Origin of the sequence: Ensifer adhaerens (assembly GCF_020035535.1) — a bacterium.
Taxonomy (GTDB): domain Bacteria; phylum Pseudomonadota; class Alphaproteobacteria; order Rhizobiales; family Rhizobiaceae; genus Ensifer.
Genome location: NZ_CP083350.1, coordinates 76,548 through 95,360, shown reverse-complemented (window position 1 = coordinate 95,360; position 18,813 = coordinate 76,548). Strand labels below are relative to the sequence as shown.

10 protein-coding genes and 1 pseudogene are annotated in these 18,813 nt (G+C 60.1%); 5 read left to right on the top strand and 6 right to left on the bottom strand.

Features of this window, described 5'->3' with window-relative positions; all coding sequences use genetic code 11:
- Positions 1 to 4: 4 nt before the first annotated feature.
- The 3 genes from LAC81_RS20870 to LAC81_RS20860 are packed head-to-tail and all read right to left on the bottom strand — an operon-like array spanning position 5 to position 4,447.
- Complete coding sequence (locus LAC81_RS20870) at positions 5 to 2,527, bottom strand: phosphotransferase (RefSeq protein WP_223729137.1); 2,523 nt, start codon at positions 2,525 to 2,527, stop codon at positions 5 to 7.
- A complete protein-coding gene (locus LAC81_RS20865) occupies positions 2,527 to 3,369 on the bottom strand; it encodes a glycoside hydrolase family 16 protein (RefSeq protein ID WP_223729136.1) in 843 nt (280 codons plus the stop codon). The genes LAC81_RS20870 and LAC81_RS20865 overlap by 1 nt, the downstream gene beginning before the upstream one ends.
- Positions 3,359 to 4,447 carry a GNAT family N-acetyltransferase gene (locus LAC81_RS20860; protein WP_113538201.1) on the bottom strand — a complete coding sequence of 363 codons (1,089 nt, stop codon included), beginning with the start codon at positions 4,445 to 4,447 and terminating at the stop codon, positions 3,359 to 3,361. Before LAC81_RS20860 ends, LAC81_RS20865 begins: the two co-directional genes overlap by 11 nt.
- 76 nt (positions 4,448 to 4,523) lie before the next feature.
- Here LAC81_RS20860 and LAC81_RS20855 point away from each other — a divergent pair, with 76 nt between their 5' ends.
- The gene (locus tag LAC81_RS20855; protein WP_223729135.1) at positions 4,524 to 5,672 is read left to right on the top strand and encodes a POTRA domain-containing protein; all 1,149 of its coding nucleotides are present in this window, start codon (positions 4,524 to 4,526) and stop codon (positions 5,670 to 5,672) included.
- 21 nt (positions 5,673 to 5,693) lie between these two features.
- On the opposite strand, the gene LAC81_RS20850 is transcribed toward LAC81_RS20855, so the two are convergent.
- On the bottom strand, positions 5,694 to 5,927 hold the full coding sequence (locus LAC81_RS20850; protein ID WP_162768776.1) for a hypothetical protein: 234 nt from the start codon (positions 5,925 to 5,927) through the stop codon (positions 5,694 to 5,696).
- A gap of 788 nt (positions 5,928 to 6,715) precedes the next feature.
- Here LAC81_RS20850 and LAC81_RS20845 point away from each other — a divergent pair.
- From LAC81_RS20845 to LAC81_RS38225, 3 genes and pseudogenes are all read left to right on the top strand, one after another.
- A complete protein-coding gene (locus LAC81_RS20845) occupies positions 6,716 to 7,507 on the top strand; it encodes a glycosyltransferase family 2 protein (RefSeq protein WP_223729134.1) in 792 nt (263 codons plus the stop codon).
- 8 nt (positions 7,508 to 7,515) lie between these two features.
- The gene (locus LAC81_RS20840) at positions 7,516 to 9,684 is read left to right on the top strand and encodes a glycosyltransferase (RefSeq protein ID WP_223729133.1); all 2,169 of its coding nucleotides are present in this window, start codon (positions 7,516 to 7,518) and stop codon (positions 9,682 to 9,684) included.
- A gap of 1 nt (position 9,685) precedes the next feature.
- Positions 9,686 to 10,255, top strand: a pseudogene (locus tag LAC81_RS38225) (polysaccharide deacetylase family protein); the annotation flags it as partial.
- Here the strand turns inward: LAC81_RS38225 and LAC81_RS38545 are convergent.
- Positions 10,226 to 10,465 carry a DUF2852 domain-containing protein gene (locus LAC81_RS38545; RefSeq protein ID WP_223730414.1) on the bottom strand — a complete coding sequence of 80 codons (240 nt, stop codon included), beginning with the start codon at positions 10,463 to 10,465 and terminating at the stop codon, positions 10,226 to 10,228. The pseudogene LAC81_RS38225 and the gene LAC81_RS38545 sit on opposite strands and share 30 nt — an antisense overlap.
- A gap of 50 nt (positions 10,466 to 10,515) precedes the next feature.
- Between LAC81_RS38545 and LAC81_RS20825 the strand changes: the two genes are divergently transcribed.
- On the top strand, positions 10,516 to 17,676 hold the full coding sequence (locus LAC81_RS20825) for a tetratricopeptide repeat protein (RefSeq protein WP_223729132.1): 7,161 nt from the start codon (positions 10,516 to 10,518) through the stop codon (positions 17,674 to 17,676).
- A 92-nt stretch (positions 17,677 to 17,768) separates the two neighbouring features.
- Here LAC81_RS20825 and LAC81_RS20820 read toward each other — a convergent pair whose 3' ends face one another.
- Positions 17,769 to 18,806 carry a LacI family DNA-binding transcriptional regulator gene (locus LAC81_RS20820; RefSeq protein ID WP_113538207.1) on the bottom strand — a complete coding sequence of 346 codons (1,038 nt, stop codon included), beginning with the start codon at positions 18,804 to 18,806 and terminating at the stop codon, positions 17,769 to 17,771.
- Positions 18,807 to 18,813: the final 7 nt, after the last annotated feature.

The window sequence follows — 18,813 nt, the reverse complement described above, 5'->3', positions numbered from 1 at the left end:
ACTTCTAGCCCTTCCTTGTGGCAACGGAGACAGGTTCGGAGCTCGTCACACTTGGGCGGCTCCTTTGTCGCCGGAGGCAGCCGATCGCAAGCGAGTGCGGTGCTGCGGTCACCTTTCCGCCGTACCAGGCCAAGACGAGGTCGATGTTGACTGCGAGCCACAACGCCTTGTCAGCAAAGCAGGCTGATTTGGTGAGATTGGTTGCAACATGATGCCACCAGGCCAGCCCGCACAATGCGCGCAAGACCGCTGGGTCAGATAGGGCACCGTAGCTCTCCTCCAGTGCAGCATTCAACGGTGCCATTCCTGTCAATTCATCGGGCGACAGAAGCGGTGTTTCCAAAACCCGGCGGACAACAAATCCCAGATCTTCACCACTGCGCGCTGCGCGTGCCGTCAGCAACAAGAACATGGCATCAAGGCCTGGAGGGGTGTCTTGGGTGGCGGTCTCCCAGTCAATGACTGCGCTCAGGCGAACATCTGCATCACCTGGCCCGTTCGTAAAAAGCAAGTTTCCAGGAGCGAAGTCACCGTGCCCGAGGCCGAGAGACAGGGAGCGGCCGTGCCAGAACTGGTATTGCTGTTGTCGAAAAATGGCGAGCGCATCAGCGCGTGCTGGCTCGCCCAGCAAAGGTGAGCGCGACGCGCGTACGGTTTCGGCTCCAAAATCGAGCCAGCGTTCTAGCCAATCGTCGTTGATGATCCGCTTTGCCGCTGTACGCGAGTGCATGACGTGGATGGCGTTTATCGACTGGGCGAGAGCCGGAATATACTGTTCGGACTTGGCAAAGATCGAACGTCCGTCTTCGCCCGGCAGGGCGCGTTCTGCGAGCCTGGCTCCCGATGAATCAATGGAGCTCGCAACGATCGTGGATACCGCGAAATCAAGTTGAGCAAGCGCGGGGTTGGCGGCTAACTCCTGGCTCCTTTTGATGTGTCGAGTGACCGCCCTGTGTCCCTCTGGTGAGGTCGACGCCTTGAAGACAAGGAGTTCGGCGGGCGGGCGGGCCGTACGGAACATGCCTGTCCGCACATCGCTCTCCCGGTAGAATTCTTGCACCGTTTGCGGATCCGGCATTTCGAGCCCGGTCGCAGCACAGAAGCTTGCAATTGACGCCTGAAGCGGCGGCGACGAATGGCGTCGGGGCCGGAGATTGCTCCACAGCCGCGCCAGCGACGACAGCAAGCGCAACGTGAGATCAATCCTGCCAGCTGGCCCGAGCCGGTGCGAAAGGTCAGCCAACAGGCCCGCAGCGGTGATGCTATGGGCAACAAGCCACGCTGCTGCCATCCCGACCGCGCCATGGATGACGACAAGCGGAGTGCCAAGGCCAAGCACAATGGCCAACGTTACCACTTGAGCTAGCGCGACGATCTGCGTTTGACCTGTCGCACGGGCGACGGCAAGCATGAGCGTGACAAGGCTCCAAGGCAGGCATGAGATGGCAAGCAGCCGCAGCAGCGTAGAATTTGCAGCCGAAACTTCCATTCCAAGCACGGACAGGAGCAGCGGTGCAGCAAGAATGAGCAAGAATACAACGCCCGCCAACGGTGCAATGGTATAAATTAGTGCATCGACCGCGAGCCGATGCAACTTCGTCTTGTCGAATGCAATCTCTGCCAAGAGGGAGATGCCCATCGAACGACTGATGAGGTAGACCCCGTAAACGATCTCCCAGCAAATATAATAGACCGCCAGATTGGCCGAGCCGCCATAGTGGAGGACCACGAGTGGCGCTGTTCCCATTGCCGTCATCGAAGCGAGGGTCCCCAGATAGTCCCAACCAAAATAGCGGGTGAGTGCTCGGCGGTCAGCTCTCTCGGTGTCACCATTGATTCGGTGTTGGGGAAGAAAGCGAAAGAAAATCAACCAATTGATGCCGGCCAACAAGAGCGGAAGTGGCAATACCCACGCTGCGTAGAGCCCCGCGCCTAAGATGGAGGAACCCGCAAAAAGCGTCAGCAGCAGCAGCTTGGCGACAGCGAACACCGCGTTTTCAACGGGGACAACGGTCGCGCGACGCAAGCCCGCAAGGACACTGTCTTGGAGGGCAAAGAGCGTCCATGCGACCGTTGCGACCACGAAGGCGGCAGCCGCGACGGGTTGCTCGCTCAGGAAACCCAGCTCTGGGGTGAGGCGGGAGATGAACATAATGGCAAGCGTGGAAAGAAGAGCCGCCGCAGCGGCGGCCAATGTATAGGCCCAAAGCACTAGCCGAACAGCGCCATTCTGCCCGGTGGCAGGCAGGTAGCGGTTCAAAAAATTGCCCATGTTGAGTTGCGAAATATTCCCAAGCGCCAGCATGGTAGAGATAAGCGCGGCGCCCAGTCCCACTTGCTCGGGGGTATAAAAGCGTGATGCCAGCCCCCAGAAAACGAGTCCAAGTGCCGATGTGAGCCCGGCGCTCGCGACCAGCGCGTAACCGTTTTTCAAAAGCGACGAGTGGGCGAGGGCCGCTATTGCCGGATACGCACGTGAAATTCGGGACACGAAGTTGGCGGTGTTGTGGTCTTTGCGTTGCAACATCAGCCGTCGTCCCGTTGCCAGATTCGTACGTAGTCGATGAGGTATTGCGAGGGAAACTTCGTAGACTTGGGCGGGGAGCCCGCCCACTCACCCCCAACTGCCAAGTTTAGGAGCAGATACATCTCTTCGCTGGATATCGCTGCGGCGTCGGTTTGGCGCCAAACCTCCTTGCCGTCGAGGTACCAGATGATCTTATCCGGGTCCCAGGTGAGGCTGTAGACGTGCCAACCCGCCGACAAGTCTGCCGTCTCAACATCCTTTCCGACGCTTTTTTTCTCCAAGGCTGCGTCGACGTAATGATAGTGCATCCGCAGCGTGGAGGCAGAATCTCCAAGAACCTCCATGAGGTCAATCTCCGGTCGGGATTCTCGGCTCTCGGGCAGGAGCCATATCGCAGCCCAGAATCCCTTGCCCGCTGGGACTTTGGCTTTGACCTCGACGTGCCCATAGCGAAACCGCACGCGCGATGGCCGAGGCAATTCGTCGTAGTCACGCCCTGTGGTGACGATACCGGAGGTGTAATCGAATGTGCGCCCTTCAATCCCCTTGGCCTTTTGTCGTCGGGCAGTCAGGCGGAGATGGCCGTCGGAAAGCGAGACGTTTTCGGGCCGGTACCATTGCAGTTCGGCATTGCCGAGATTAGTGCAGCCGTCCTTGTTCCACCAATAACAAGTCGTCCACTTGTCCCGGTCAAGCTGGCGGCCGTCGAAGTCATCCCCGAACACGAGTCGCCATGAGCCCTTTTCGGCGATCGGAACCGGCCCGTCGGCGCGCGCCGCCGAAAACGGTAGAAAGATGGACAGAAAGATGCCGGCGATGGCAACCGATCGGCTAAGACGCATCACGAAACCCTACCACGCGTTTAACGGTACTTCGGGCGAAACTATCGATGCTTGCGAGCGGAACGCGCTCATATCGATACTCTGCATAGGGAATGGCGATTGCACCGAAGCGAGATTTAAATTGTGCGAGAGAGGCAGAATTCCCCGTCTCACCCATGTGATAATGCGTACTGCCGAGCCGGCAGGCCTCTTCAATGGCCGTGGCCTGAAGCAGATACGTGGCGCGGCTTTCGCCTGCGAGCCCCTCGTCGATCGCGCCGCGCGTATAATGTGCTTGATGATGCATGAGCACCAATATTGCAGCAACGGGGCGGCCTCCAAGCCGGGCGACATAGAGGCGAAAGCCCTCGCCCAGATTGGCGGCCATTGTAGCGAACTTCGAGCGAGGATCGCGGCGAAGCCCACGGAAGCGAGCAAGTGCAGCCGGTTCATGCTGTTTGCGTGCCCAGCGCACAAAGGAAAGTTCGAGCAGGCCATGGAATTCGTCGATCAATCGATCACTGTTGCCAGCTTCCACCTCCACGCCATACTTTTGCGCACGTCTGATGTTGGTTCCTGCGTTGGACCGAAATCGCGCTTTTACTGCTTCAAAGCCGCCGGTCAGATCGATGACATGCGCCAGGCGAGGAATGGATGCCCAGCCCGGTCGCATTGCCTCTGCCCAAACGTGCTCTTTGAGAGGGTTTGGTCGGACCTTCACTCCGACATAGGGCAATGTCTCTAGATGAGCGAGTACGGAGCGTAACTTGTCAGGCGAGATCTCCTCATCCGAAAGCAGCCCGCCAAACCCCCAGGCCGGCGGCGGCGACCAAGCGTAGCGCAAAGAAGCGACCCCCCTGGTAAACAGAGGCAGAACGGCATGACTGCCGTCGGCGAAATGGAAGTCTTGCGGGTTACACCGGTAGTTGCCGGCGGCCGCGACTGCCTGTCCCCATCGCGGGGATTGGCTGGGGACTGCCGCCCGGTCGTGTTGATAGAGATTGAGCCACATGGCATCTGAAGCCGGCCCACTGGAATGAATGAGGTGTCCAAAGGCGTTTGGACCGATCGGTTGCGTCAATGCCGTCTCCGAAATCATACTGTCGATCCAGCACTTCCTTCTGGTCCATTATCGATAGCTTTCGCAAGCATAGGACGATTAAGCAGGAAATGAAATGCCTCAGATTGATCTGTCGGGGGGCGTGCAATCTCACAATTTTGTGCTTTACTGGGCGCGAAAAAGTGAAGTGGCAGGCTATGCTTGGAGCCCGCGAATGCCTCACCGATTGCGAAGACATCTATTCGAAACGGTATGCGAACTCGAAAGAATGAGCTTACGCAAGGCTCGGCTGCTGATCGTTGGGGCCTTGTGGATGGCTGCCGTCTTGCCAGCTGCAGCCCAGTCTGTGGTTCTGGACACCGACGGGATATCGTTGCCTCATCTGGGGACCGTGCTTCAACAGGCTTACCAACTGCCGCTTCTGATTGACGCAAAATCCACACCGTCCAAACGTCAAGAGGCGCTGGCGACAGAGAAAGCGCGGTTGCGAGGTGTGATCGCGGATTTCGGCTACTTGGATGGAGATATCGTTGAAGAGCATCAGGCCGGAAAAACAGTTCTTCGGCCGAAGCTTGGTGATCTCTACAGGGTGACATCCGTCGAATTGAAGGGAATCCGACAGTCGGAACTGGAGCGTGAAGTCGTAGATAGGCTGGCCGCGATCATCGCAGAGTTCGTCGGGCAGCCCGCGACGACTTTTGTCGCTGAGACATTCACGCGGCGCATTCTGCAAACGGTCAGTGCGGAGGACTTCGCGCTTGCACAGAGTTACAAAACGGAGTGGGTCCGCAAGGGCACGGGCATGGTGACCGCCGTCATCGGCGTTGATTTGGGTCCCCGCGCTCGTTTCGGGTCTGTCCAGTTTAGCGGTGCGCTGCGCATGCAATCCGAACTCCAGCGCCTCGTTCCTTTTCGGCCGGGCGAACGATACAGTGCCTCACGCGTCGAAGAATTGCGCCGCAACCTTGAAGCTCTTCAGACGGTGAAGTCAGTAAACATCGCCATCGGAAAAGACCAAGACGGAATGCTCCCGATCGATGTTCGGATCCGTGAAGCGCCTGCAAATCTCGAAGCGCTCCGTCATACAGACCCAATCGACGTTGGAAGTGGCCTCGTCGCGATGGCGGGTCTTCTTTTGGTACAGGTCGGGACGCAGGCTGGCATTGTCCGATCTCGCCTGCGCCCATTAATTTGGGTCACGACCGCTTCCTTGTTTGTATTTGCAGTTCTGGCCACCCTTCGGCTAGCAAGCTTCCTCGCTTGAGGCGCGCGCCTTATACAGTCGCTAACGGTCGCCTTTGGGCGACGGAATAAGGGTTCCAACAATCAGTGGCCCCGTGATCGGTTGGCGTTGACTGGCAGCCTCTGCGAGAACCGCGTCGATTTCTTCCTTGAGCGCGTGACCTTTAGCGACGAGGGCGGCCTCGGTCTGGATCAGTTCAGATTTCTCGCCAACCGATGTCGCGATGGCGCGCCGTACTTCTTTCACTTGAGCAGTGAGCGCGTTCCACTCTGTCATCAGTTTCATCCACCGCTGAACGGGGTCCGTTTTGGGAGCCTTTGCGGTATGTTCTTCCGATTGCATCGGCATCGCTTGCCTTTAATTTGCGTCGTAATCTCAACATACTGCTTCATCCCTTATAGTACGCGATTCCCTCTTGCTACGCCATCGATCTTGCAGCTGTGGTTGGTCGCAAAGAACCATCACGCATTCGGAGCGGTGCGATTTCGATCAGTTAGATTGGAGGCGATCTCCTCGTCGCTGATGCGATACATCCATTCCGTCGCGTCCAAACCGCACGATTGAGGTCACGAGAACGTGTGTAGAAAGTCAGCATCTCCACGCTTCTTGCGTGGGGCGTTCGCTCCCATGAACCGCCTGAAATCCTCTGTATCTAAGCTATCCATGATATTGTCATTTATGTTTCTGTTTGCGGAAACTTGATCGCTTTCAAGAAGAAAACGAAGGGTACGAATATAAAGTCTCCGGAGAATTTACGTCTCTCCCCAGGATTGTTTGCCGGAAATTTTCCGAAATCGGCAAATGCCGCGTGATATACTTTGATATAATTCTGAAACAAAAGGTTCGCTGGAAGTAGGTATTCGAATATATCAATAATAATAAAGACTTGCTTCGCGGGCGGGCCATTTTCAAGAAAAGAATGTGATGGTTTACAAAGTTAGAATATTGTAATAAAGCTGAATGCGTACAAGTAATTCAAGCTTTTCCCTTCCACGGTCATATACATGGCTGGGGATCCATATTTTTTTGCTTTCATTTTTTTGAGTGGAGGAATTTGAAGCGAAATGGGCGAACAATTTCACGAGTCATTAAGAGCAGCCCTCCGCCCGTCCGTTATGGACAAGGCCATTTTAGTACCGAGGGTTAGTGTTATCGTCCCAACGGTAAATGAGGCGCAAAACCTTCCACACGTATTGCCACGTATTCCCGCCTGGATCGACGAAGTAATTCTTGTCGACGGCGATTCCAACGACGGAACGGTCGCGATTGCGCGAGAGCTTATGCCCGACATCGTCGTGATCGAGCAAGCGCGCCTTGGAAAAGGTGTTGCGCTTGCCGCTGGTTTCGCGGCGGCCCGTGGCGACATCCTTATTACCCTCGACGCCGATGGCTCGGCGGACCCGGAGGAGATGACCGGTTTCGTGGGCGCGCTGCTTGCCGGAGCCGATTTCGTCAAGGGGTCGCGCTTCCTGCAGGGCGGCGACACGCGTGACATGGAATGGTATCGACGCCTGGGGAATTGGGGCTTATTGCAATTGGTGCGCCTGCGTTTCGGCGGTCGCTACAGTGATCTTTGCTACGGGTATAATGCCTTTTGGCGTGACGTGTTGCCTCATTTGCGTGTCGAGTCCGCTACAGGTTTCGAAATCGAAACGCAGATGAACATCCGTGCACTGCAAGCCGGTCTCGCGATTGCGGAACTCCCAAGCCGCGAATATGCGCGCATCCATGGTGTCAGCAATTTACGCACAATACCCGATGGGTGGCGCGTCCTGAAAACAATCGCTCGGCTGGGCCTCGGCGAGCGCAGTCGTGCTGGCGAAGCCGTCCGAAACCGTACGCAGCGGGCAGGTTGAGGCCCGTTATGAATTCGATTGCGGTTGTGATCTGCGCTTATTCCGATGAGCGCCGCCTCCAACTTGGCGACGCTATCAACTCGATACTCAATCAGACACGGCAAGCCGACCGGCTTGTCATCGTCATCGACCACAACGAGGACTTGTTGTGTGCGATGCGGGCGTCTTACCCTGATGTCGAGGTAATCGCCAATGATGGGGCGCGCGGCCTTTCGGGTGCGCGAAACACGGGTGTGCGCGCCGCTTTCCCGAGCGATGTCGTTGCATTTCTTGACGACGACGCCATTGCTGAGGCTGATTGGCTGGAACGGCTTGCGATACATTATGCTGATCCGAAGGTAATCGGTGTCGGCGGCAAGGTATTGCCACTTTGGCAAGTCGGGCGACCACGGTGGTTCCCGGAAGAATTCCTGTGGGTGGTTGGTTGCAGTTATGATGGCTTGCCGACAAGGCTAAGCCCGGTCCGCAACCCGATCGGCTGCAATATGTCGTTTCGGCGGATGGTTTTCGATGTCGTTGGCGGCTTTCTTGAGGGTCTCGGTCGCAGCGGACAGGATGCCGCCGGATGCGAAGAAACCGAACTGTGTATTCGCGCGCGCCGGCATCTTCCCGACGCTGTGATCCTTTATGATCCCCAAGCGGTTGTTCACCATCACGTCACCGCAGAAAGAACGCGGTGGGCCTACTTCCGAAAGCGATGCCAGGCCGAGGGACGCTCGAAAAATGCGGTGGCCGGAACTGAAGGGGCGAGCGAGGAACTTGGCACCGAGCGTGCCTATGTCACCCGGACGTTGCCGGCAGGCGTCCTGCGCGGCGTGAGTGATATGGTGACCCGGCTTGATCCCTTTGGACCGGCCCGAGCTTTCGCCATCGTTGCGGGGCTCATGTTTACGACAGCAGCGTATCTCGCGGCAAAACTCTCCAGACGAGTGAACCCGTTCCACCCCATCAAGATTGTCAGCGTAGATCACACAAAACCCCTTCCGGCGATCGATCTCCGGCGGCCGAATGGCGGGCGATATGGTGGTATCTTCTGTTTGGTTCGCTCCGGGCCAGAACCGCTCCGGATTGTCGAGCTTCAGCATTCTGGCCCTGTCATTGAACCCGCTGACCTACGGTCGCGGATAGGTCCCGATCGCTCTTTGCCGGCGACCGCGGCCGGACCTGTCCCCGTGCGTGAAAAGGTGGCTGTTGTGATAGCAACACGCGACCGTGCTGAAAGCCTGGATCGCTGCCTCGCGTCTCTTTTCAATCAAACCCGTGCACCCGACGAGGTGCATGTCGTAGACAACGCACCGGCGTCGACGGCAACAGTGGATCTGATTTCGGCGCGTTACCGGGGACGGGTGCATTATGTGCTTGAGCCGACCCCGGGGCTCGGCCGAGCGCACAATACCGGCCTGCGTTACGTGTCGAGTGACATCGTCCTCTTCACCGATGACGACGTTGTACTCGACCAGCATTGGGTCGAAGCGATGGCCGGGCCGATGGAGGAGGACAATGCCGTCGGTTGCGTGACCGGCTTGATCCTGCCCGCCGAACTCGAAACCCGGGCGCAAGTCTGGACGGAACAGCACGGTGGTTTCGGCAAGGGCTTTCAGCGCCGCGTCTATGATTTGGAGGAAAACCGGCCAAAAGGCATGCTTTTTCCCTTCACGGCCGGTCAGTTCGGCTCCGGTGCAAACATGGCTTTCCGAGCAAGTGCGTTGCGTCGAGTTGGTGGTTTCGATGCGGCGCTTGGTGCTGGAACGCTGGCGCGCGGTGGCGATGACCTCGCCGCATTCTTCGCGATCATAAGCGGCGGTTTCCAGCTGGTATACCAGCCACAGGGCATCGTCTGGCATTACCACCGCCGGGGCGAAGAAGGCATGCGCCGCCAAGCTTTTTGTTATGGCATGGGGCTAGGTGCCTACCTGACGAAGATCATTGTCGACGAACCGCGTCGGGCTTTCCGACTTGCCAAGGCATTTCCAGCGGGCATCCTCCACATGGCGGGGCCAACCTCGCAGAAGACGGCCCGGTTACCCAGTGACTATCCGCTGCGGCTGATTTGGATGGAGCGTCTCGGCATCCTCGCAGGAATCCCGGGCTACTTTAGAAGTCTCGCGAAGCGCAGGCGCGACGACCGGCCGCGCAGCGGCCTCGACGCGAGGCGACCAGCCCAAAAAGAGGTGTGATATGCAATCTATCCCGATTTTGGTCTATCATAGTGTCGGTCGTGATTGTGCCCCGGCATATCGACGCTGGATGGTGACCGAGCGGGAGTTGGACGCGCATCTACGTGCCTTGTCGCAGCGCGGATACCGCTCGATTACGGTTGCCGACCTCGCGTTGTTGCGAAGCCGCGGACAATTGGTTCCTCCGCGCACCTGCTTGATCACCTTCGACGATGGTCTTCGGGATTTTTCCGAAGCCGCACTGCCTGTTCTGGCCGCCCGCAAATTCGCCGCTACCCTCTATGTCGCCACGGGATTTGTAGGGAAGACCGCTCGATGGCTTTCAGATCTTGGCGAGGGAAATCGTCCGATGCTCGACTGGGGCGCGTTGCGTGATCTGCAACGCGCAGGTGTCGAGATTGGCGCGCATTCCGTGAGCCATCCGGAACTTGACACGCTTTCGCGGGCAAAAGCTACAAGGGAGCTTCGAGATAGCAAAAAGGCCCTGGAAGACGGTTTGGGTGCTCCCGTCACCACATTTGCCTACCCCCACGGTTACGCGTCAAACGAAACACGCCGCATTGCGCAAGAGGCAGGATACCTTGCGGCTTGCCGCGTTCGCCATGCGCTGAGTAGCCAGACGGAAGATCTCTTTGCGCTGTCTCGCATCGTTGTCACCAGTGAGGTAACACCGGACGCGCTCATGGATCTGATCGAGATGCCGCAACTGCCCGTCGCGCCACCGGTCGATCGCCTCATTGCCACCGGATGGCGTGCGGCAAGACGCATGCGTGCCTTGCACCGGTCGGTGTTTCCACGACGCCAGGTGGCCGGGTCAGAAAGTGGGGGGTGATGCGTTCAGCGGGATGGATCGGCCTTGTCGCGGTTGGCTTCCTTTGGGCGGGGTCGGCGTCAGCCGCTACGCCACAAACCTCCGCAAATCTGCCTAATTCGCAAACCGATCTGTCTGACGGAGACCAGGTTTTCCAGCCCAACCTCGGTCGAGCGCTCTCACAACTGGCTGATCTCTACCTCGCACGCCGGATCGACGCCGCGACCGTCGATCGGCTGTTCGTGGAGTATGAAGACTTGCTGCGCAACGCCGGGCCGGATGCGATCATAGCAGTGTCGCAGCCGAAAACCGGAGGTGAGGTTGTCAATGATGCTCCCGACGGCGCCCGCGTCCTCAAGCTCTACTCACGGGCGGCAGCCTATGGGTATCGGGGTGCGCTGATCGGCCTGGGAGATCTCTACAGTCGTGGCGAACTCGTGGCGCATGACCCCACAAAGGCATTCGCCGCGTACACCAAGGCGGCAAATCAAGGGGTCGTCGCTGGGCAGTTGCGGGTCGCGGAGTTGTTGATCCGCGGCGAAGGCACGCAACGTGACGTGGCGGCAGGAGCGGCAAACTTGCGCTCGGTCGGCGGATCCGACAATCCAGGTGTCCTTGAGCAACTGGCTGATCTTTGTCTATCCGGGCGCGTCCCGGAGCAGGGGGAGATCGCTGTTGCCGCGCTTCGCAAGGCCGCAGCTCTTGGCTCGACAAGCGCGCAGGTCAGGCTGGGAGACCTTTATTATTCCGGAACGGTCCTGGCGACTGACTACGCCGCGGCGGTCGTTCATTATCGCCTGGCCGCTGAACAAGGGAATGTGGAAGCGAAGGTCCGGCTTGCAGAAATGCAGGCACGCGGTCAAGGGATGGCACGCAATGTGAAGCAAGCGATCGGTGAACTGCAGGCCCTGGCCGATCTCGGTGCGCCAATCGCCGACCTCTCGCTCGGAAGTTTCTATCTCAAAGGCGATGTCATCCCGGCGGATTGGCACCGCGCGGTGGAATACTACCGTCAGGCCGCCGCCCATGGTAGTGGGACGGCGCTAATGCAGCTTGGCGATCTGTACGCGGATCAAGCGGCGGTGAGTGGTGATTATGGTCCAGCTGTTGCAAGTTACCGCCAAGCTGCGGCGACCGGCAATGTCGGGGCAAGGGTGCGGCTTGCAGAGATGAAGGCGAGAGGACGCGGCATGTCGCGGGACCTCGCCAGTGCGACGACGGAGTTGATCTCGCTTGCCAGTACGGGAGAAGCCGCTGCCTCCTTGGCGCTCGGTGACCTCTATGGGGACGGTCGGGCACTCGCGATCGAGCCCGCCAAGGCGCTAATCTACTATCGTCAGGCCGCCGCTCAAGGCAGCGTAACGGCATTGCTAAGGCTCGGCGAATTTCATTCGGAAGGGGAATTGTCACGGCCCGAATATGGGCGGGCGCTCGAATACTATCGTGCAGCAATCGAGAGGGGTAGTGCCAGCGCCAAGGTGCGTTTAGCCGAAATGGAGGCGAGGGGTGGGGGCGTGGCGCAGGACGTTGCCTCTGCCAAAGCCAAACTGGAAGGCTTGGCGGCACAGGGCGAGGGGGAGGCGTCACTTATTCTGGGCGATCTCTACGCGCGAGGGGATGTCATGCCGGTAGATGCTGCCCAAGCCTGGCTTCATTATCGGCGCGCTGCCGATCAGGGGAGTGTTCCGGCGCTGACGCGGCTCGGGGATCTCTACTCCTCGAATGACACGTCCAAGCCTGACTACACGCTCGCCCAGGATTATTACCGCCGCGCCGTTGGCAGGGGCAGCGCAAATGCGCAAGTGCGGCTTGCGGAAATGGAGGCTCACGGACAGGGAACCGTTCAAAACGTATCATTGGCAACCCGTACGTTGATGTCACTCGCTGAACGAGGGGAACCGGCCGCGGCCCTCACCTTGGGGAACCTCTACTACGGCGGAGGGGTCGTGCGGGCTGATCCGGCACGCGCAATCGGTTATTACCAGCAAGCTGCCGCGCTCGGAAGCACAACGGCTTTGGTTCGGCTGGGCGATCTTTACGCCGCCCAGGGCGCACTGACGGGCGACTACGGGACTGCAATCGTAAGCTATGAACAGGCGGCGGCCAGGGGAAATGCCGGCGCGAAGGTGCGCCTTTCGGAAATGAAGGCAAGGGGACGCGGTACAGTACAGGACATATCCACCGCGAAGGCCGAATTGGATGCATTGGCCGCAGCGGGGGAGGCTGGTGCCTCTCTGGCTCTCGGCAATCTCTATAGCGACGGACAGGCGATACCGGCCGAGCCGGCGCGGGCTGTGACTTACTTTCAGAAGGCTGTTGCACAGGGCAGTGTGTCGGCGCTTCTTCGGCTCGGCGAGTTCTATTCCGACGGTGAGCGGTCCGCTGCCGACTACGGGCGCGCGATGGAGTTCTTTCGCAAGGCCGCAGAGACCGGAAACGTCGGCGCGAAGGTGCGGGTCGCTGAAATGAAGGCGCGTGGGCGCGGAGTCCCCCAGGACATCGCCTCCGCTAAGACAGATCTCGAGCAACTTGCGGCGGGGGGTGATGCAGATGCGTCCTTGGCCCTTGGCGATCTCTACGGTAGAGGCGAGGTCGTTGCAGTCGATCCGCACAAAGCCCTGTACTGGTATCAGCAGGCCGCAGATGTGGGCAGCGTAACCGCCTTGTTGCGGCTTGGTGACTTATACTCCCAAGGGCAACCAACGATGGTCAACTATGGGCTTGCGCAGGAGTTTTACCGTCAGGCGGTCGGCCGGGGGAGCGTGAACGCCAAGATCCGGCTCGCTGAAATGCAGGCGCGTGGGCAGGGCGTTGCCGGCGATGTGGCGACCGCGACGCGGGAACTGGCCGAGCTTGCGCAGCGGGGCGAGACTGCGGCCGCTCTCGCATTGGGTGATCTCTACGGCAGGGGAGAGGCCGTATCTGCGGATCCAACACAAGGTCTGCAATACTATCGTCAAGCGGCCACGCAAGGCAGCATGACGGCGTATCTGCGACTGGGAGACGTCTATTCTGCCGGCAGGACATCGACAACGGACTATGCCGCAGCGCTCGATCACTATCGGCGGGCTGCCAGCCGAGGAAATTCAGTGGCAAAGGTCCGGCTCGCGGAAATGAAGGCGCGAGGCCAGGGCGTGGCGCAGGATGTCGCTTCTGCAACAAGCGAGTTGACCGTCCTGGCAGACGGAGGCGAAAAGGCCGCAGCAGTTGCATTGGGCGAGCTCTATAGCAACGGGCAGGTCGTCTCTGCCGATCCGACCCGCGCGGCCGGTTATTACCGCCAGGCCGCGGAGCTTGGCAGCGTCGAGGCAAGAGTCCGGCTCGCGGAGATGAAGGCAAGAGGACAGGGCGTCGCGCAAAATGTGTCCGCTGCCACCGCTGAACTTGCGGCACTTGCAAAGGGAGGAGAGGCCAGCGCGTCCCTTGTCCTTGGTGATCTCTATGCCGAGGGAAAGATCGTACAGTCTGATCCACCTGTCGCCCTGAAATATTATCGGCAGGCGATCTCACAGGGTAGCTCAACCGCGCATCTTCGGTTGGGCAATCTCTACTCCGCCGGGGGTCTGTTCGCGACGGACTACGCTGAAGCGTTCGAGCAATATCGTCAGGCGGCAGAGCGGGGTAGCAACGAGGCAAAGATCCGGCTTGCAGAAATGACAGCGCGGGGCCTAGGCGCGACCCAGGATGTAGTGTCGGCGACGCGTGCATTGACGGCGCTTGCCGACAGTGGCGACACGGCCGCAGCAATCTCGCTGGGGGATCTTTACGGTGCGGGAGAGGTGGTGCCTTCTGATCCGGTAAGAGCGCTGCATTATTATCGGCAGGCCGCCGAGGAAGGCAGCGTTAGCGCGTTGCTGCGACTGGGCGGATACTATTCGGAAAGTGAATCGCCAGTGGCGGATTTTGCCTTGGCCCAAAACTATTATCGGCAGGCTGCCGGGCAGGGGAGCGCTGAGGCCGCAGTCCGGCTTGCGGAAATGAAGGCCCGCGGACAGGGCGTGTCTCGAGACGTGACGTCGGCGACACAAGAGTTGGCTGCTCTGGCAGAACAGGGGGAAGCGGCGGCTGCCCTTTCCCTGGGTGAACTCTACCGCAAGGGGGAGGTGGTAAAGGCCGATCCGGAGCGCACAGTCGACTATTATCGGCAGGCGGCCGGCCGAGGCAGCCTGACGGCGCTGCTACGGCTCGGCGAACTCTACTCCATGAGCGAGACGACCATGACCGACTACGCTCGTGCGCGGGACTTTTACCGCCAGGCCGCAGGCCAGGGTAGCGTGGAGGCGAAGGTCCGGCTTGCGGAAATGAAGGCGCGCGGCCTTGGCGTTACGCAGGACCTCGCATCCGCTCAGGCCGAGCTCAAGAGCCTTGCTGCGACCGGCCGACAGGAGGCTTCGCTGGCGTTGGGTGATCTCTACAGCGACGGCAAGGTCGTCCCGGCTGATCCTGCCCAGGCACTAGAGTATTTCCGCCAGGCCGCGTCGCAGGGCAGCACGACGGCGAATGTTCGAATGGGGGATCTCTATTTCGCCGGCAAAGGGGTGACGACGGATTTTGCGACTGCCTTCGACCACTATCGCCGTGCAGCCGAGCGCGGGAATCTGGAGGCAAAGGTTCGGCTCGCGGAAATGAGGGCGCAGGGTAAAGGGATACCACAGGACCTCTCCGCTGCGAAAATAGAGCTTGACAACCTTGCCGCGCGCGGAGGGGCCGAGGCGTCGCTTGCCGTCGGCGATCTTTACAGCAAGGGCGAAGCCGTGCCGGCGGACCGCGCTCGAGCCGCGGACTATTACCGACAGGCGGCAGCGCAAGGCAACGTCGCGGCACTACTGCGGCTCGGCGACTTCTACTCGGAAAGCCAGGCGGCCACGACAGACTTCACGCTCGCACAAAGCTATTATCGTCGCGCTGCAGAACAGGGGAATGTCGCGGCAAAGATACGGCTTGCAGAGATGCAGGCCAGAGGGCAAGGCGGTGCGCAGAACGCGGACGCGGCCAAGTCCGAGTTGGCGGCGCTTGCTGACCGAGGTGAAGCGAGCGCTGCGCTCGCCCTTGGTGATCTCTATGGACGCGCGGACGCAATCCCCGTCGATTCTGGCCAGGCAATCCGCTACTACGAACAGGCAGCAAAACAGGGAAGCTTGACTGCACTGCTGCGGCTCGGCGATGCCTATCGAGCGCACGAACCAATCAAGGCCTTCGCCGCTTACAGCGCAGCCGCAAAGCAGGGCAGTCTGGATGGAAGCCTGCGGGTTGCGGAGCTGACGATCCGTGGCGAGGGGACATTGCAGGATGTTTCGCAAGGCGTGGCGAATTTACGCTTGCTCGCAAAAAGTGACAGCCCGAGCGTGCTTGAAGCACTGGCCGACCTCTGCTTGTCCGGTCGCGTGCCAATGCAGCCGGAACTTGGCGTTGCAGCCTTGGAGCGTGCGGCAAATGTCGGTTCTGTCGATGCGCATGTGCGGCTTGGCGATCTATACGCCGCTGGAGACGCGGTGGCACTCAACTATTCGCTTGCGCTCGAGCACTATCGACAGGCGGCGGGACAAGGGAACCTTGAGGCGAAGGTACGGCTTGCGGAGATGAAGGCGCTCGGTCGTGGCATGGCTCCGGACGCCGGGTCTGCTACGGGCGAATTGGCGATGCTCGCCGCGCAAGGTGAAGCAGGCGCCGCTTACTCGCTGGGAGACCTTTATACTAAGGGCCAAACGGTGCCGGTTGATGCTGGGCGCGCGCGACAATACTACCAACAAGCTGCCGGGCAAGGCAGCGTGCGAGCCATGTTGCGGCTTGGCGACGGCTATCGGGCGGAAGATCCGGCCAAGGCGTTCGCGTCCTACGGCGCAGCCGCGGATCAGGGCAACATGGAGGGTCGGCTACGCGTCGCCGAACTGACGATACGGGGCGAAGGGACAGGACGCGACGTATCTGGCGGGATGGCGGAACTGCGTGCGCTAGGGACCAGTGCAAGTCCGGACATCCTGGTCGCGCTCGCTGAGCTGTACCTTTCCGGTCGCATACCCTTGCAGCCGAGCCTCGCTGTGGCGGCGCTCGAAAAGGCAACGCAGTTCGGATCTATTCGAGCGCATTTGCGCCTTGGCGATCTTTATGTCGAGGGACAGGACGTGAAAGCGGACTACGGCATTGCGCTCGAGCACTACCGTCAGGCGGCAGAACAGGGCGATGTAGACGCCAAGATACGTCTTGCCGAGATGGAGGCACGAGGCCAAGGCATGAACAAGGACGTCGCTTCGGCAGTCCACGCGTTAACAGCACTGGCAGCAGACGGGTCGGCGTCAGCCTTGCTTTCGCTTGGCGATCTTTATGGCGGAGGGCAAGTAACCGCGCTCGATCCGAAGTTGGCCCTGACATACTATCAGGACGCCGCGGCGAAGGGCAGCGTCTCAGCAATGCTCAGGCTCGGTGACGCTTATAATAGCGGTCGTCTCGCTCCGCGCAATGTGAAGCAAGCTGAAAAATACTACAAAATGGCTTTCGAAACGGGGAACCCGGGTGCCTCCTTGGCACTCGGCCGCTTCAATGCGTCGACAAAGACCGGAAAGGCCGCGGCGGCAGGCGTCGTCCTGCTGCGACGCTCCGTTGACGAAAACGTGGGCGGTGCATCATCAGCCGTCGCCGAGGCCCTCTTCTACGGGCAGGGCGCGGCGCGCAGCAGCAAGGAGGCCGTTTCAGTCCTGCAGAAGGCCGCGAAAGAGGGGGATCGGATTGCAGCGATCGATTTGATCGAGGCCTATCGCGACGGCAAGCGCGACGGTCGGACGCAACTTGTACGCAAGGACAGCGCCAAGGCGAAGTCGGCCTTGGCCGCTTCGGCAGACCTGCTTTCCGGCCCGGAAATGAGCATTCAGACCTTCCTTTTGGATGCCTCGACGGCAAAAACAAGCGCGTTTGAGGCACTCAGCAACAGGTTCACGACCCTCACCCAACCGGAACGTCAGCGGGTCGTGCGTGACTTGTCGAGGACGAACCCCCAGCTTTTTGCCTATGTGATCGAGATACGGCTGCGCCAAAGCGGCGTGCGCGTCGGGCCACTTGACGGGCGGTTGAACGGGGCGGCCCAAGCGGCGTTGGTCCGGCAATGCCGCACACTCCTTCCAGCTCGCCAATGCAATCAAGGTGTCTCGACGCCGCGGGTCGTCGAGACGGTTGCTCAGATGTTTTAAAGCAGCTTTGCAGGTGGGTTTGCGGGCCCTTTCGCGACGTCTCGGCCGCAATTGACACGGGCGTGGTGTGGCTTATGGCGGCTGACGCCGCCCTAAGGGGCCTGCAGCAGAAGATTTTCTTTTAGAAGGATCTCGATGCGGATCCTCTCCTGCGAGGCCAGGAGTTCGCGGTGGTCGGCACGGGCGCGCATGATGCGCAACGCGCTTCGCACTGCATGCCCGGGGTCCTGGGCAATCAGGGCGTCGATGCGTTCGTCCATCAGCGCCCGCTCGCTGAAGGGCGTGCGTTCGTGGGCAACGACGGTGAGTTGACGGGAGCCCTGCGCATTCCCGACCGCCGTCAATGGCGCGCGCGCCTCGGAACTTAGGACGTAGACAGCGAGGGTATCCGGATTGTGCTCCAGCGTCCGGTGAATGATCAGTTCGGCGCGCTTCTCGTCGGCATAGGTTTCGAGCGACGGCAGGCATTGGAGATGCGGGAACTGCGCGTTGATGATGCTGTCGAAGCCGAGGCGGCGCTGAATGCTGTCGAGCGCCATCATGGTTTCCGCCACGACCATGATCTTGCCGGACCGGTTGCCGATGAAGCGGCCTGCGATCTTGCCGGCCGTGGCGCCTGCAGCAAAATTGTCGATGCCGACATAGTCGGCGCTTTCCAGTCGCTCCTGCCCCGACAGGAACTGCACGACCCTTACCCCCCGCTCCACGAGCCGCACCAGCGCGTCGCGGACCTGCGGCGATTCAGGTGCCATCACCGCGACCCCATCGACAGCTTCGTGGTCAATGAGGCTCAGATATTTCGCGACGTGGTGCGGATCTGTCATCGGTATCTGCACGGCTTCCACCTCGGTGGAATCGGCGCGCAGCGCATCGCGTGCCTCGGTGACGCGCCCGATGAGCTCGCTCAGATATTGGTCACCCGAGACGGGAAGGACGAAGCGAAACCGGTAGGTCTTGTTGCGCGCCAGTGCGACGGCCGCCGGGTTCCTGACGAAGCCGATGCGCTCGATGGCGTCGTTGACCTTGCGAAAAGCCTTCTTGCTGACATTCGGGCGGTCATTCAGCACACGGTCGACGGTGGCCAGGCTTACGCCGGCGGCCTCTGCCAGGTCTTTCGCGGTAGGACGCATTCTATCG